This is a genomic window from Lachnospira intestinalis, from assembly GCF_040095895.1.
GTDB classification, from domain to species: Bacteria; Bacillota; Clostridia; order Lachnospirales; family Lachnospiraceae; genus Lachnospira; species Lachnospira intestinalis.
On record NZ_JBBMFS010000018.1, the window covers coordinates 1 to 16,865 of the forward strand.

Annotated in this window: 13 protein-coding genes and 1 tRNA gene; all 14 read left to right on the top strand. The window is 45.3% G+C overall.

The window, feature by feature from the left end; genetic code table 11:
* Positions 1–126: 126 nt before the first annotated feature.
* The 14 genes from WMO37_RS14145 to WMO37_RS14210 all read left to right on the top strand — a co-directional run bounded on the left by WMO37_RS14145 (position 127) and on the right by WMO37_RS14210 (position 16,789).
* A tRNA-Trp gene (locus tag WMO37_RS14145) sits at positions 127–197 on the top strand.
* 367 nt (positions 198–564) lie between these two features.
* On the top strand, positions 565–1,704 hold the full coding sequence (locus tag WMO37_RS14150; RefSeq protein ID WP_349155330.1) for a hypothetical protein: 1,140 nt from the start codon (positions 565–567) through the stop codon (positions 1,702–1,704).
* A gap of 39 nt (positions 1,705–1,743) precedes the next feature.
* Positions 1,744–2,409: a hypothetical protein gene (locus WMO37_RS14155; protein WP_022431936.1), complete on the top strand. Its 666-nt coding sequence runs from the start codon at positions 1,744–1,746 to the stop codon at positions 2,407–2,409.
* Between the two features lies 1 nt (position 2,410).
* Complete coding sequence (locus WMO37_RS14160) at positions 2,411–4,294, top strand: ABC transporter substrate-binding protein (RefSeq protein ID WP_349155331.1); 1,884 nt, start codon at positions 2,411–2,413, stop codon at positions 4,292–4,294.
* A gap of 4 nt (positions 4,295–4,298) precedes the next feature.
* Complete coding sequence (locus WMO37_RS14165) at positions 4,299–5,288, top strand: ABC transporter permease (RefSeq protein WP_349155332.1); 990 nt, start codon at positions 4,299–4,301, stop codon at positions 5,286–5,288.
* A 39-nt stretch (positions 5,289–5,327) separates the two neighbouring features.
* Positions 5,328–6,272 (top strand): ABC transporter permease, encoded by a 945-nt coding sequence (locus tag WMO37_RS14170; RefSeq protein ID WP_022431933.1) that lies wholly within the window; start codon positions 5,328–5,330, stop codon positions 6,270–6,272.
* A complete protein-coding gene (locus WMO37_RS14175) occupies positions 6,251–7,225 on the top strand; it encodes an ABC transporter ATP-binding protein (RefSeq protein WP_349155333.1) in 975 nt (324 codons plus the stop codon). Before WMO37_RS14170 ends, WMO37_RS14175 begins: the two co-directional genes overlap by 22 nt.
* Positions 7,200–8,213, top strand: a complete 1,014-nt coding sequence (locus WMO37_RS14180; protein ID WP_349155334.1) for an ABC transporter ATP-binding protein — start codon at positions 7,200–7,202, stop codon at positions 8,211–8,213. Before WMO37_RS14175 ends, WMO37_RS14180 begins: the two co-directional genes overlap by 26 nt.
* A gap of 17 nt (positions 8,214–8,230) precedes the next feature.
* Positions 8,231–8,944 carry a hypothetical protein gene (locus WMO37_RS14185; protein WP_349155335.1) on the top strand — a complete coding sequence of 238 codons (714 nt, stop codon included), beginning with the start codon at positions 8,231–8,233 and terminating at the stop codon, positions 8,942–8,944.
* A 129-nt stretch (positions 8,945–9,073) separates the two neighbouring features.
* Positions 9,074–10,678: an FMN-binding protein gene (locus WMO37_RS14190; RefSeq protein WP_349155336.1), complete on the top strand. Its 1,605-nt coding sequence runs from the start codon at positions 9,074–9,076 to the stop codon at positions 10,676–10,678.
* 205 nt (positions 10,679–10,883) lie between these two features.
* Complete coding sequence (locus WMO37_RS14195; protein ID WP_022431928.1) at positions 10,884–11,141, top strand: hypothetical protein; 258 nt, start codon at positions 10,884–10,886, stop codon at positions 11,139–11,141.
* 128 nt (positions 11,142–11,269) lie between these two features.
* Positions 11,270–12,856, top strand: a complete 1,587-nt coding sequence (locus WMO37_RS14200; protein ID WP_436970297.1) for a peptide chain release factor 3 — start codon at positions 11,270–11,272, stop codon at positions 12,854–12,856.
* 50 nt (positions 12,857–12,906) lie between these two features.
* Positions 12,907–15,063 carry a dockerin type I domain-containing protein gene (locus WMO37_RS14205; RefSeq protein WP_349155338.1) on the top strand — a complete coding sequence of 719 codons (2,157 nt, stop codon included), beginning with the start codon at positions 12,907–12,909 and terminating at the stop codon, positions 15,061–15,063.
* A gap of 49 nt (positions 15,064–15,112) precedes the next feature.
* Positions 15,113–16,789: a cadherin-like beta sandwich domain-containing protein gene (locus WMO37_RS14210; RefSeq protein WP_227089447.1), complete on the top strand. Its 1,677-nt coding sequence runs from the start codon at positions 15,113–15,115 to the stop codon at positions 16,787–16,789.
* Positions 16,790–16,865 lie beyond the last annotated feature (76 nt).

A 16,865-nucleotide genomic window follows, 5' to 3' on the forward strand; every position in this document is an offset into this window, starting at 1 on the left:
CTTAACCGAAGAAGGTTAGGTTTGCAAAAAGAAACGGATAGAACGAGAGTTATCCAGAGGATAATCGGATGAAAAAGAATTTTAATGTGCAGTTTTGAAGGAACAGATTTTTTGTTCTTATCATATAGGGGTGTGGTGAAGTGGTATCATAGGGGTCTCCAAAACCTTTGGTGGGAGTTCGATTCTCTCCACCCCTGTTTATAAAGTTTAGTGATGAAGCGGTAACGCTTCTTTTTTTATATTTTTATAATTTTAGCAAATACGGCATACGCATCTAGTGTATATATATTTGCTGAAATATATATTATTCAGCCGTATTCGGGCAGTTATTTCCCAATTTACATTTATCAGAACAAAATCTATAACAGATGTTACATTCTCATCTTCTTTAATTACAAATTATTAAACTGTAAATGAATATTCATTTAGGTAAATTTTGGTTCTTTACAAATAAAAGGTTATATGTTATTCTAACTAACGTTAGTTTAGACAAACATAAATTTGGAAAAACTAATATAAATTAATTAGAACTAATATGAACATTAAAGAGGAATGAAAACGAAAATGAAAAAAACATTATATCGATTAACTGCCGCATTTTTTGCGATTGTAGTATCATTTGCCGCAGTACTGGCACTGGCAGGCTGCGGTTCATCAAAAACAACAGATTCAAGTAACAGCAGTAAAACGGATAAAAAAGCGGTTGAAGCTGTTGCAGGAGATTATTATCTGGATTTATCAGAGCTGGGAATGAAACTGGTGATTTATCTGCGGCTGACAGAAAACGGTACATTTCAGTTTTCTAATACAACGGATTTTGAGATCAATAAAAGCTCAGGTGTCGTTCAGAAAGGTGCAAATGACTATGTAATGGTTTATGAATCGGTAAACGGTGCGGATAAGAGCATTTCAGATGGTTTGACAAGCAGCTTTTTTGTAGATGACGAGGGCAGACTGGATTTTACCCATTGTGAAAAAATTTATTATGGTTCGGCATCAGCAACAACAACGAGCGACAGCTCCGATGCGAAACTGCTTGCAGTAAAGATTCCGGAAGGATATGAACAGCCGGATACCGAATCAGCATTTACAACGGGAACTTACACGGCAACGGGTGCGGACAGAACGTATACAGCAACTTTTTATGTGGACAATACATATGTAGTGACAGAAAGCCGGACGGAAAACGGTGAGAAGCAGTATTTTTCGGAAACGGGAACATACGGTGTGAACACATCACAGCTGGCATTGACACCAGAGGGAAAAGAGCGAATTTCATGTGAGGTGCTGAGTGATTTGGAATTACAGATTCAGGTTTTAACAGGAGTGGATACAGACAGCCGCGAAACATTGACATTCAAAAAGCAGGAAGTTAAGGAAGTTACGGCAAAACTGACAGGAACAGGAACGGTTACGAGAACGAATGAAAGCTTTGATGTGACGGTGCTGTTATATTCGGACGGCAGTTATACCAGCCGGGCAGGCAGTTTTACGGAAAATGGTGTGATTGTCCCGGACAGTAAAGACGGAACATTTAAAATTTATCCGGATAACAACGAAACCAAACTGCGCGGTTTAAATCAGATTGCAACCGTACCTGCAGGTACATTAAGCAGTGAAAGCGGCGGTTTAAAGCTTGAGGGCTTCCGTGTCAGAAACTCAGACAATCTGACACGATATAAGTGTGAAATTTCAGAAAATTGAAATAAAAGAAACAAAGAAACTAAAATAAAGGAGAATACTATGCAGTCATCAAAAAAATTTTTTAACTGGGCGTTTAATACGAGGGCAGAAAATGTTATCAAATTACAGAAAGGGGAAATGACATCACCGGAGAAGATGTTTTTAAGCTTCTGTTCACATGAACCGGCATTTGTATCCTACGGTCCGGCGGGCTTAAACGCATCGGTAAAGGGTGTCGGATTTTTACCGAAGGACGAATATCTTGAGGAAACGCTGGAGATTTATTTAAAGCATATTGCAACATATGAGCCGGGCGATAAAAGCTACGGTGAGCGTGGTTTAAAGCTTTTAGTGGAGCAGATGTACGGCGAAGAAGCCAGAAAGCGGATTGATTTTACAAAGCTTGGCAGTCTTGAAATGGCAAAAAAGCAGAGCTGGACAAACTATCAGGTAAACCCCGAAGCGTGTCTGATTTTTCATCAGCCGCCGATGATTTCCTATAAGCTGAAAGGAAAAGTAGAGATTTACGATGAGAATTTATCCGGAAAGCGGGAGCTTTACCAGCAGTTTATCAATGCACAGCATGACGTATACCACAATCCGACCGGAATGAAACGCTGGAAAGAACAGCCGGCATACATTTTCAGAATTGAAGAAGTTTACGACAACAGTGCAACAAAAGACGGTTTTGGAGAACGGTTAGAATATCCGTATGTGGAAGAATAAAATGCAGAGATTAAAAAAACTGGCGGGAGTGCTTGCCATGGTATTTGTGGTGTCGTTTTTATTTAGCGGGTGCGCGGACGCCTCGATTGCGGAGCGCAGGCAGGATACGTCATCGACCTTGTATACAGGATACGTGGGAACGTCTTTTCCGACTTCCTTTATGCCGTGGCTGTCGAGGGACGGTATTGCGCCGACCGTTGCCAGCATGATTTACAACACACTGTTTTCATATGACACGGACAGCGGCACGTATGCGCCACTGACAGCAAAAAGCTGGTGCTATGTGGATTTGGAAGGGCAGCCGCTGACACAGGATCAGACATTTCAGACTGCGAATGACAATGAGGCAGTAGAAAATTATTACAGCTCACGCAAAGAAGATTATATGGCGGTGCGGATTGAACTGTATGACAATGTGTACTGGTCGGACGGTGAAAAACTGACAGTGGAAGATGTGTATTATTCCTTTGACCTTGCAACCGATTATACGCTGTCTAATCATGCAGGCGCGTTGGCGTGGACTGCCGATTTAAAGCATGAATCAGACGGCGGAAAGCTTGTCACACAGGGCATGTTTACGGCAAAACACCCGGATTTAAGCGGTACATACGGGATTCTGCCGGGTGAGGAAGATACGGTGATGTATCTTCTGGTGAATAAATCTTTCGGTGCGGTAACAACGCTGTTTAATACGATTCTGATACTGCCGGAGCATATCTGGGAACCGATTGTAAGCAGTGAGTGTCAGTTAAACAGTAAAAATCCGCAGGGTGAGCTTTTAAAACGGTATGAAAATCCTGTCGGAAGCGGTGCGTGGATATTGGAAAAGGACGAAACGAATACGCAGGTGATTACATTGGTGCAGAATCCCAATTATCATCTGAAAGCGCAAGACGGTTCGGCACTGTATAAAGTGGATAAAATCAAAATTTTATTGTATCTGGATTCCAATACCGCCATTTTTGCCCTGCGCAAAGGCTATATTGACATTCTGGATTCGGCGGTAAGCAGTAATTATCTGAATCTGCTGTCCGGGGAAAAAGACATTTTCGTATCGAATGCACCGGGAAACGGTATCAGTTGTCTGGTGTTCAATGTCAATCCGTCAAAGCCGTATGATTCCGGCATGAAAATGCTGTTACAGGATATTGAAGTCAGAAAAGCGATTGCACTTGCGGTTCATCAGGAAGGACTGATTGCAAATGTGCTGGACGGTGCGGGAAAAACGGCATCGGCGGGACTGATTTCGGTAAATGACGAACTGCTGTATGAACCGCAGGCGGATATTTTATCCGGACCGGTTGAGGAGCGGCTTACTCAGGCAAATGCGATTTTAGATGAACGTTTTCAGGATAAGGACGAGAGCGGATACCGTTTATACAACGGGGAGCGGATTCATTTTCAGATTGTGACGGCGGCGGCAAATCAGGATTTGGTGTCTTATTTACAGCGCCAGTTGCAAAAAATCGGAATTGAAGTGACATTGCAGGCGGCGGGCTCAACACCGGAAACAACGTATCTGTACAACAGTAATTTTGACATGACGGTGCAGCCGGTGATTTTGTCCATGGCAAATGCAGATGTCATGTATAAAGCGCATTTTGTGACGACAGAGCGTTCATCCAATTACGGAAAAATACAGGATGAAGAATTGACAGATGAAATCAATGCCATGCGTAAAACGTTGAATCAGGAGGCGCGTATTGCAAGGATTCACCATTTGCAGGTGCTGACGGCACAGCAGTATTACAAGATTCCGCTGTATTCGTCCAATGTATTGTCCGTTGCGCGTACCGACAGATTTACAGGGTATGTGGTATCGGACGGCCAAACGGTTTTTAACAATGAAACACTAAAGAATCTGGTACAGGTAACAGGAGAGTAAAAAGATGAAAAATACTTATATCATACAACGCATTTTATATACGCTTTTTATCTTTGCACTGGTTGTTACTTTGTGCTTTTTTATTCCGCGGATCGGCGTGGAAGACCCGTGTGCAAGATATTATCCGGCGCAGGGCAATATGAGCGATGAAAATTATGAAATGATTAAGGAGCTGACAAGACAGCAGTACGGGTTAGACGGCTCGAACTGGTCGCAGTATGTACGGTATGTCAAAAATCTTTTAAAGGGTGATTTAGGCACGTCCTATCAGGCGGGTTCGCCAAAGGTGTGGAGCCTGATAGCACAAAGACTGCCGTGGACACTGGTGCTTTCGGTGTCGAGTATGCTTATCAGTCTGTTTTTCGGAATCCTTATCGGTGCGGCATGTGCCGCAAAACGCGGCGGCATGGCAGACAGGATGCTGATGAATGCTTCCACGGTAACAACGGCGGTTCCGTCCTTTTTTATCGCACTGCTGTTGTCCTTTTTTCTGGGATTTCAGTTAGAGTGGCTTCCGGCATATACAGACCAGAATATGGTATCGGAATTTGCATGGAATTTAAAAAGCGTGGAAATGGTTGCCTACAATGCCGTCCTGCCGGTGTTATCGACAGTGGTTGGCGGTATTGTATCGTATGCGCAGAGTACCAGAAACAGTGTGATTGCCGTTGCCAATGAAAATTTTATCGTTACGGCAAAAGCAAAAGGTGTATCGCAGAATGGTGTTGTTTACAAACACATTTTAAGAAATGCATTGCTTCCGATTGTGACGGGGCTTGGAATGGGGCTGTCCGGACTGATTGGTGGTTCGGTGGTTATCGAAAAAATATTTAACTGGCAGGGAATCGGCATGCTGTATCTGGAAGCGAATAACAATAACGATTATCCGCTGATGATGGGCATTATGATATTTATGGCGGCGGTGGCACTGCTTGGCAATCTGATTACCGATTTGTGTCTGGGGCTGTTAGACCCGCGCGTTACGGTAGAGTAGGACTGAGAAGTTACAAAGAAACGAAAATAGAGGATTAAGATGAAGGGATTCAGACTGATAAAAAAGATTGCACAGAATAAACAGGGCAGAATCGGACTGATTATTTTGCTGGTGCTGGCGGTAACTGCCGTATTTGCACCGCTCATTGCGCCGTTTGACCCGTATGATGTGACCATGCGTGATGCAAAGGGGCTTGCCCCGGATAAAATCCATTGGCTGGGGACAACGATTACAACCGGACAGGACGTATTCAGCATGTTAATTTACGGAACGCGTGTGTCGCTTGGCATCGGTATTATTACCGGGATAGCAATTTCTGTGCTGGGGTCGCTCTTAGGCGTTGCCGCAGGGTATCTGGGACGAGCCGTCGATATGATTATCATGCGGATTGTCGATGTGATGTTAGTCATACCGACACTGCCGCTGACAATTCTTATCACCAACATTTTTGGCAAAAGCTATGTCGTGATTGTGCTTGTTTTTGTGCTGTTTGGGTGGCCGGGGCTGGCAAGAACCGTGCGTTCCCAGGTTTTGCAGATGAAAAATGCGGATTACGTCAAGGCAGCGGAGCTTTCGGGTGCGAAAAAGGGCTATATTATGTTGAAACATATTCTTCCCGGTGTATCTAACCTTGTAGTCATGAGTACGGCACTTACCAGTGCGGGCATTATGATTGCGGAGGCGGGATTGAGTTTTCTGGGACTGGGGAATCCCACAATGATTAGCTGGGGGAAAATGCTTTCGGAAGCGCAGAGCAGTGGCGCGGTGCTGTTTGGACAGTGGTGGATGATTGTTGCGCCGGGAATCGGAATCTTTTTATCGGTGTATTCATTTATGCGTGTCGGATTTGCGATTGAAGAAGTCTTAAATCCGAAAATGCACGGACAGGGCAGTGTAAAAAAGCTGTGGAAGCATATGAACGGCACTTATTTGGACGAGGTTTTTGACACAATGGAGGAACCATGCAAAACGCAATCGAAGTAAAGAATTTAAAAGTGGTATTTCCTGACAGGGGCAGAATGATTCGTGCGGTCGAGGGTGTAGACTTAACGGTAAAAAAAGGGGAATGTCTTGCGCTGGTGGGAGAAAGCGGCTGCGGTAAAAGCATGACTTCTTTATCGTGCATGAAATTACAGCCGTCTTTGGCGGCGGTGCGGCTGGATCAGCTGTGTATCTGCGGGGAAGATGTTACAGACTACACAGACCGTCAGATGCAGGCACTGCGCGGCAGTAAGATTTCCATGATTTTTCAGGACGCACTGACGGCATTAAATCCTGTGATGACGATTGGAAAACAGATGGACGAGATTTACCGCTGTCATGAAAAAATCAGCAAAAAAGAAGCGAAAATGCGTTCGATTAAAGCTTTAAAAGCTGTCGGCATTCCGGATGCAGAACTGCGGTATCACGCATTTCCACACGAATTATCCGGTGGTATGCGCCAGCGTGTACTGATAGCCATGGCATTTGCCTGTGAACCGGAGGTTATCATCGCAGATGAACCGACAACGGCATTGGACGTCACGATACAGGCGCAGATTCTGGAGCTGCTTTCAAAAATGCAGAAGGAAAAGCAGACGGCACTGCTTTTGATTACCCATGATTTGAGTGTGGTACGCAGTATGGCGGACAGAATCGCCGTGATGTACAGCGGAAAGATTGTTGAGGAAGCACCGGCAAAGGAACTGCTTGAAAATCCGCTTCACCCGTATACAAAAGGGCTTATGGCGGCAGTGGCACGCCTTGATGACGACAAAAAAGAATTTGTACAGATACCCGGACATCTGCCGGACCCGGCGGATAAGCCGGCAGGCTGTTATTTCCACCCGCGCTGTCCGTATGCGGCGACAGCGTGTAAAAAGGCAATGCCGTTACTGACACAGAATCAACAGGGAAGAAAGGTGCGCTGTTATGAGGCAGGAAAATTTAAAGAATAACAGGGATATTTTGCTGGAAACCAGAAATTTAAGCGTTGAATTTCCTATGAAGAAAAAGTCTTTTTTTGAAAAACAAAAAATGCTGTCTGCCGTATCGGACGTATCCATACAAATCCGGAAGGGAGAAACGTTTGGACTGGTCGGGGAGAGCGGCTGCGGCAAATCAACGTTTGCCAATGCAACGCTTGGTTTTGTAAAGCCCCGGTCGGGAGAAATTTATTTTAACGGACAGCCGCTTTATGCCGAAAAAAAGACGGTGCAGGAAGCAAGGCTTCATATGCAGAAGATATTTCAGGACCCGGCATCGTCTTTAAATCCCCGCTTTACGGTGCGGGAAGCGGTTTGCGAACCTATGCGGATACGCGGCGGATTTGACAAAAATGAGGTGGAGCGGAAAGCGCGGGAAATGATTACGGCGGTCGGACTGACCGGGAAAGATTTAGACCGCTATACTTCGCAGTTTTCGGGCGGACAGCAGCAGCGTATTGCAATAGCAAGAGCATTGATATTAAACCCGGAATATATCGTGTGTGACGAACCGGTCAGCGCATTGGATGTGTCGGTTCACGCACAGATTTTAAATCTGCTTATGGAAATGCAGGAAAAGACACAGACGACCTATTTATTCATTTCCCACAATCTGGCGGCGGTGAAAAAGCTCTGCTCACGGCTGGCGATTATGTATCTGGGCAAGGTGGTGGAATACGGTGACGCGGCAAAAATATTTGCAAATCCCGTGCATCCTTACACGAAAGCCTTGTTATCGGCGGTGCTTACGGTGAATCCAAATGAGGAAACGAAGCGTATTGTGTTAAAGGGCGATGTGACAAGCCCAATCAATCCGCCGTCCGGGTGCCGTTTTTGCAGCCGGTGTTATCAGGCACAGGAGGACTGCGCAGACAGGAAATGTGTGCTGACGGAGGTTGAGCCGGAGCATTTTGTGGCGTGTCCTGTGGTGACAGGACTAAAAGCAGATATAGAACAGTAAACGATAAGGAGAGAAAGATGAGAAAGACGACATTGGTGGCGGCAGGGCTGGTTATCGGTCTGAGTATGGGACTGGCGGCATGCGGCTCAAAAGATACGGCAAATCAGAACACTTCAAAAAGCACAACGGAGGCGGTAACGACAGCAGAGAGCAAGACCGCGGCGCAGGCGGCAGGAAAAGAAGGTGCTGAGGTCAGTAGTGAAGTTCTACAGGGCGAACAAGGGGATACAGAAGTGTCCGGGCAGGAAGCGCCAAATCCGGATACACAGCCGGCAGAGGGCGAAGCAGGGGATACACAAAGAGCAGTAGTTGTATCCGAACCGGAAGCCCCGGTGGCAGAAGAAGAAGCGCCGCAGGCTCCGGCAGAAGAAGCACATGCACCCGCACCGGAAACACCCGCACAGGAAGAAAAACAGGAGCGCAGTGTGGAGGGAACTTATACCGGTTCGACCGATAAATACGTAGATGCCATGGGCAGTTACATTCACTATGATGTAACGCTGACACTGTCCGGCGGAAGCTATCAGTATGCGGTGAGCATTACAGTATCGGGAAACCAGCAGTACAACTCAGGCGAGAATTATGACGGCAGCTATACGGTAAACGGTGACAACATTTCTATGACGGGAAAGTTAGAGAGTGCGAAAGCATATGACGGTGCAATGATCGTTACGGGACATTTGTCCAGCTTTGCGGGAAGCAGTGACAGTATTACCGTGTATCATCTGTAAAAACATGCGGCGGCGGTAATATTTATTTTGGATTTCCGCTTTACAAATCACACAGATAATGATAAACTTAGTCATGACTAACAAATATTAGAAATATCTAACAAGAAAACAGCAAGGAGAAAGAGGTTTATGAAAAAAAGAGGAACAGCCGGTCTTTTAGGCGGTGCGCTTGCAGTCGTTTTACTTGCAGGCAATGTACTTGGCGGCAGTTATCCGGCTTATGCGCAGGATACACAGTACCATGACGGAAATTATACGGCTTCGGCACATGTAGAATTTCATGAAGTGGTCAATTATGATTTATACGTAACAGTCAGTGTAAAGGACGGTGTGATCAGCAAGGTTGCCTTAAACGATGAAAAAAATGCAGACATTGAGGCGGTCAATGTACCGTATATCAATTATGCGATGAAGGGTATGGCGGATTCTTATATCGGAACAACCGGCACAGCAGCAGATACCGTCAGCGGTGCAACGTATTCAGCCAATGCCATTAACGAAGCGGTTGCAAAGGCAATGGTTAAATCACAGGCAAATGAAGCCGATGCCGATATGGCAGATACCCCTTCCGGTGACAACGGACAGAACGATAACCAGAACGGCAGTGACAACACAAATGATACACAAAAGCCTTCTGATGATAAAACCAATTCCGGCGATACAGGAAACGACAGTTATGAACGTGTGTTAAAGACAGGTGCTTATGAACTCACAGCGGACAGCTATGATGCTTCAGCCATGATGAAAATGCCTGCATTTATCTGCATTGATGCAGAAAATAACACATTCAGCGTACATCCGTATAAGAACGGCGTTGTAGATTATGCAACGAATAAGGGTTCAGGTTCAATTTCTTTTGATTCTGCAACCGGTGTATACACAATGACCTATGAAGCAGGTGTAACCGTTGTGGCACTCGGTGCAACAACGACATTTACAGCAGATGCGGACAGCATTACATTTACGAGTCCGTTACGTTACGGTGCGGAGCAGATGAATACAACCGATGCAGACGGCAATTTCCTTTCATACACAGCAAAGACATCAGCTTATGAAGGCACACTGACAAGCGGTGCTTATGTACTGACAGCAGACAGCTATGACGCTTCTGCAATGATGAAGATGCCTGCATACATCGGAATTGATATGGGAAAGAAGACCTTTATCGTACACCCGTATAAAAATGACGTGGTAGACAACGATACCAATAAGGGTTCAGGTTCAATTTCTTTTGATTCTGCAACCGGTGTATACACAATGACCTATGAAGCAGGTGTAACGGTTGTGGCACTCGGCAGTACAACAACATTTACGGTTTCAGACAAGGGTATTACATTTACAAGTCCGTTACGTTACGGTGCGGCACAGATGAATACAACCGATGCAGACGGTAATTTCCTTTCTTATACGGCAGTGCCTTATACACAGGAAATACCGGACGGTGATACCAATGATGACACACAGGGCAAAGGAGATTCAGGAAATACATCAGGCGGCACATCCAATGACAGTATACAGTCCGGTGAATCCACAGGAAACAGTGCGTCAGAGAGCAGTGCCAATGCGTCTGAACAGGACTCAGGCAGTACGCAGTCCGGCGCACAGACATCAGGCAATAGTACCGTAGAGACAGGTGATGCAGCAATGACAGGCATTTATGCTGTATCAGCCGTTGTATCAATTGGTCTTCTCATTGCGGCGGCAGTATTGAAGAAACGTAAAAGAGTACTGTAGGACATGATACGCAGACAGAGGTATGTTCAAAAAAATAAAAAATATAAAACAGCATAGAGGTGTAATGGCAGCAGCGTCCGTATGGTTATGCGGGCGCTGTTTTGCACATTTTTTTTCAGAAAAGAATTGAAGTTATGCGGCTGATACGGTATAATTCAATATGAAAATTTATGTTTAAGTTTGTTGATAGATGGAGGACAAAGAAATGACAAGAACATATCAGGTAAAATATAAGAGCAAGAGTAAAATGCTGACAACACCGGAGAAAGTTGAAGATACAAAAAAGACGATTTTAGAAGTACCGCGTGTAAAATCCGTAGAAATTAAAGATGACGGACAGATTGTCAGCATCGAAGTAGAAAAAGAAGAAGATTTTGAAGAAGTGATGAACCGTGTGGTAAATGTATTCAGAAGAATCGATGACAAATCCGAGGTTTCTTATAAATTTGCATTAAATGCATAGTACTGGGCGAAGAACAGTGAAAAGGGCTGTCACACTAAGGTGAAACATTGCGTTAGTGCGGCACCCTTTCATCATTTCAGGCAGACAGAAAATAAGAAGTAAAACAAGGAGAAATAAAATTGGCTGACATTAGAAGCGAGATTGAAAAAAGAAGAACATTTGCCATTATATCCCACCCGGATGCCGGTAAAACCACACTGACGGAAAAGTTTCTGCTCTACGGCGGAGCGATTAACCTGGCAGGGTCGGTAAAGGGTAAAAAGACAGCAAAACACGCGGTTTCAGACTGGATGGAGATTGAAAAGGAAAGAGGTATTTCCGTAACGTCATCTGTATTGCAGTTTAATTATGACGGATACTGCATTAATATTCTGGATACGCCGGGTCATGAAGACTTCTCGGAAGATACGTACAGAACCTTAATGGCAGCGGATTCGGCGGTCATGGTAATTGATGCGTCAAAGGGTGTGGAAAAACAGACGATTAAGCTGTTTAAGGTCTGTGTTATGCGTCACATACCGATTTTTACATTTATCAACAAAATGGACCGTGAAGCCAATGACCCGTTTGAGCTGTTAGATGAAATTGAAAGTGTATTGGGTATCAGTACCTGTCCTGTCAACTGGCCAATCGGCTGCGGCAAGGAATTTAAAGGTGTGTATGACCGCAATACAAAAGACGTTTCCTTATTTAAAGCGGCAATGAACGGACAAAAAGAGGTTGAAACGAAGGAAATCGCCATAGATGATGATGCACTGCTTACGGAAATTGGACAGGGCTATTTTGACAAGCTGACGGAAGATATTGAACTGTTGGACGGTGCGAGTGCGGAATTTGATTTAGAACAGGTGCAGGCAGGAAACTTAACACCGGTATTTTTTGGTTCGGCGCTGACGAATTTCGGTGTGGAAACGTTCTTAAAGCATTTTCTGGACATGACAACATCACCGCTGCCAAGACATTCTTCAATTGGGGAGATTAATCCGTTTGAAGAAGACTTTTCGGCATTTGTGTTTAAGATTCAGGCGAATATGAATAAGGCACACCGTGACAGAATCGCATTTATGCGAATCTGCTCCGGAAAGTTTGAGGCAGGCATGGAAGCCAACCACGTACAGGGCGGCAAAAAAATCCGTCTTGCCCAGCCACAGCAGATGATGGCACAGGAACGCCACATTGTTGAAGAAGCCTATGCGGGAGATATTATCGGTGTATTTGATCCGGGTATTTTTTCTATCGGAGATACAATCTGCAAGTCCAACCAGAAGTTTGAATTTGACGGAATCCCGACCTTCGCACCGGAACATTTTGCACGTGTCAGACAGATGGATACGATGAAAAGAAAGCAGTTTATCAAGGGAATCAGCCAGATTGCACAGGAAGGTGCGATTCAGATTTTTCAGGAATTTAATACCGGTATGGAAGAAATCATTGTCGGTGTTGTCGGTGTCTTGCAGTTTGAAGTGCTTGAATACCGCCTGAAAAACGAATACAACGTAGAGATTAAACTGGAACAGCTTCCGTATGAATATATCCGCTGGATTGAAAATCCGGAAGAAATCGATGTAAACCGCATTGTCGGTACTTCCGATATGAAGAAGATTAAGGACTTAAAGGACAATCCGCTGTTAATCTTTGTGAACAGCTGGAGTGTCAATATGGTACTGGAAAGAAATGAAGGCTTAAAGCTTTCTGAATTCGGTAAGAACAATTAACTTGTAAACGGCAGAGTAAGTGCAGGAAACAGTACAGAAATGAGGACACTATGGGGAAGAACGTACATGAAAAAAGAAAACGTTTACTGACAAAAATGAAAGCTGCGTGTCTGGCGGCGGTGATGTGTGTTTCAACGCTGCCGGTGCTTACGGCACAGATACAGCCGGTGACGGCTTATGCACAGGAGAAGACGGGAACGGTCAATGCCGGTGTCACAGGACTTCGTATCCGTTCATCGACAGATACCTCCAGTACGGCAAATGTCATTACAAAGGTCAGCGGCGGATTCCATTTTGATATTCTGGATACGGTGCAGACGAGTGATACCTACGCGTGGTATCAGGTGGGTTTTTATTTAAACGGTACTTACACCAAAGGCTATGTGACGAGTGAATATGTCACGGTAGACAGTACGGATATTGACTATTCGGACGATACGGATTTTGAGAGCTATCTTTCAAGTCAGGGCTTCCCGGAATCTTATAAGGAAGATTTGCGCAGTCTGCATGCGAAGTATCCAAAGTGGATATTTGTTGCGGATTTTGTGGACAAGGACTGGGATACGGTCGTTGAAAATGAAAATGTACTTGGCCGGAGCCTGATTTATGCTTCGGCAAAAAGCTCGTGGAAGTCAACGGCGGATGGCGCATACGACTGGGAGAGCGGTTCGTGGTATGAATTGGACAGCGGCGGCTGGGTACAGGCTTCAAGCGCATTGGTGCAGTATGCCCTTGACCCGCGTAACTTCTTAAACGAAACAAATGTGTTTATGTTTGAGGATTTGTCCTATAACAGCTCCGTGCAGAGTGAAACCGGCGTAAGCAGTATTATTGAAGATACGTTTATGGACGGTTCGTCCCATGACTTGTCGTATGACGGAACGGATTTTAATTATCCTTCGGCGCTGATGTATGCAGGACGGGCATCGGGTGTCAGTCCGTATCATCTGGCAACGCGCATTATCCAGGAGCAGGGCAGAAAAGGACAGGGCAACAGCATTTCCGGAACGGTGAGCGGCTATGAGGGGTATTACAATTACTACAATCAGGGTGCTTATAAAACCGCAACGGCAAGTGCGGTGGTCAACGGCTTGAAGTATGCCGCCAAAACCGATGCAGCGACATTAAGACCGTGGAATACCCGTATGAAATCTGTTATCGGCGGTGCGATTTACATAGGAAGCCGTTACATTAACCGTGGACAGAATACGATTTATTATGAAAAGTTTGATATGGTAACACCGTATACCCATCAGTATATGACAAATGTCTTAGCACCGAGAAGTGAGTCTTCGACCGCTTCACAGGCATACAGCGATACGACCAAGAAAAATACGGCACTGGTGTTTAAGATTCCGGTTTATAAAAATATGCCGGACAGTGCGTGTGAGCTTCCGACAGGGGAGGGCAGTCCAAACAATGCCTTAACAAGTCTTTCGGTTTCAGGTTATTCGCTGACACCGACGTTTGATATGTTTACAACTGAGTATGGTGTAATTGTGGAAAATGAAATTTCTTCTGTGGATATCGAAGCACAAACAGCAGATTCCGGTGCAAAACTTACAGGAACCGGCAGTCATGCGCTAAAGGTCGGCACGAATGAGATTGAAGTGACGGTTACATCACAAAGCGGTGAAACAAAGACGTATATCATCCGTGTTGTGCGCAAAGAAGCGGCTTCCGGTGATAGTGGAAACAACAGTAACAACGGTGGTACAGATTCCGGAAACAGCGGCGGTGATAGCGGCACGGATAACGGAAACAGTGGCGGCGATTCGGAAAAGGGCGGATATTCGACAGATTTTCTGCTTGAAAACGGCAAGATATCCAGAGTCGGTGTCGGGAGTGCCGCACAGGACGTTTTAAATCACATTTCCTTTACGGGCGGCGCATACGGAAAAGTAACACACAGTGACGGCAGTGCCAATGACGGTATTGTGGGAACTGGAGATGTGCTTACGATTTACGATAAAAACGGCGGTGAAATGGCACGCTACACGTTTGTGATTTACGGTGATGTCAACGGCGACGGAGCGGTGACGAGCATGGATTTACTGTATGTGAAGCGCCATATTTTAGGAACAAAGCTGCTGGAAGAACCGTATCTGACGGCGGCAGATGCAAACCGTGGAAATGACGGCATTACATCAATAGACTTGTTATATATTAAAAGACACATTTTGGATATCCGGTACATTGAACAGTAGGATTCAGACAGTAGTGGGAGTTGCCAAAGAAATGTGATTGAGGTGAAAAATGACGGGAAAATGGAAAAAGGCAGCCGCAGTGCTGCTGGCAGCAGTAATGGCAGTTTTGCTGGTACCGCTGCCAACGTATGCAAAAGAAACAGCAAAGATATCCGTAGGCTCAGGCTCTTGTGATATTGGTGATGAAGTGACGATATCGGTCAGTGTCAGCAGCAGTGTGGACATTTATATGTGTGACATCTGGCTCAGTTATGATTCAGGCGTGCTACAGCCGGTTTCCGGCTACAGCGGTGGGGGCGGCGGCAGTGTGCGCCTGCTCTCTACTGACAGTACCTCATTCAGCGTGCGGTTTAAAGCGGTATCGGCGGGAAGTTCTTCGATTTCTGTAAGCACTTCCAATACGATTATCAGTTCGGCAGATGAGGATTATATGGCAGTCAGTGCCGGTTCGGGTTCAGTAACCGTAAAAGCACCGGTCAGCTATTCAACCGATAATACGCTTGCATCGTTAGATATCAGTCCGGGCGTGTTATCTCCGGCATTTTCACCGAATGTCACATCGTATACGACGACAGTCGGTTCAGACTGTTCACAGCTGGTTGTCAGTGCGGTTGCAAATGATGAAAATGCTTCGGTATCTGTCCGCGGAACGCGCATGGACCCCGGCAGTAATACGACAACGATTACGGTAACGGCACAGGACGGCTCTAAAAAGGTCTATACGATTTCAACAACAAAGGACGATTCTGCGGCGGCGACAACCAAAGCGGACGAACAGGAAACGACCAAAGCCGGAGAGCAGGAAACAACGACTGTCAGTTCGGAAGAACCGACACAGAGTGAGGAACAAATCCGCAGTATACAGGTAGCAGGTGCACAGTATGAACTGGCTGATGACTATACGGCAAATCCGCTTCCGTCCGGTTATGATGAAGTGGATTATGAATATAACGGCATTACCGTTAAAGCCGGAAAAGGCGTGAATACGAAGCTTATTCTGATGTATCTGAAAAATACGGACGGCAAAGGCACATCGGGCTTTTATGTGTATGATTCAGTTGCGAAAACATTTTCATTATATATAGAAGCAAGTGAACCGGATATTACTTATGCGGTGCTTCCGATTACGGATTCCATGGAAAAACCGGATGGATATAAAAAGACGACTTATACGATTGGCGGACAGACGGCAGATGTATTAATGTCTGAGGATGGCAGTTACTGTCTGTTCTATGGTGTCAGTTCGCTGGGCGTTACAGGGTGGTTCCGTTATGACTGCAATGACAATACAATACAGGTATACAGTGTGATGTCCGCTCCGGCGGGAAATCTCACGACACAGACCGAATCACAGGGAGTAAGCGCTGCTTCTGACAGAATGTGGAAAGTAGTGGCACTGGTGCTTTCGGCAGTTGTGGTTCTTTGTATCATTGCGATTGTAATGCTTGCAGTGAAGCTTTCAAAGAGTAAGCGGGCATTTGCAGCGGCGGCAGATGACGGCTATGACAGATATGATGACGATGAATATGATTTTGATTCTTATGAAGAAGATGATGATGAAGATTTATCGGAGGACGTGCTGGCAGATAAAGAAGATGAAATCCAGGAAGACGATGAAGATGAGGTCGTACGTTCGATTTCAGAAGCATTGAAAAAAAATGAGGATGATCTGGAAGTGTTAGACATTCAGGATGTAGATGACGTTGATGATGTGAAACGGACATAACAGAAAAAGGAACAGACTGCTGCAGAAATGCGGTGGTCTGTTCCTTTTTTTGACATTTTTCGGTATAAAGTGTAAT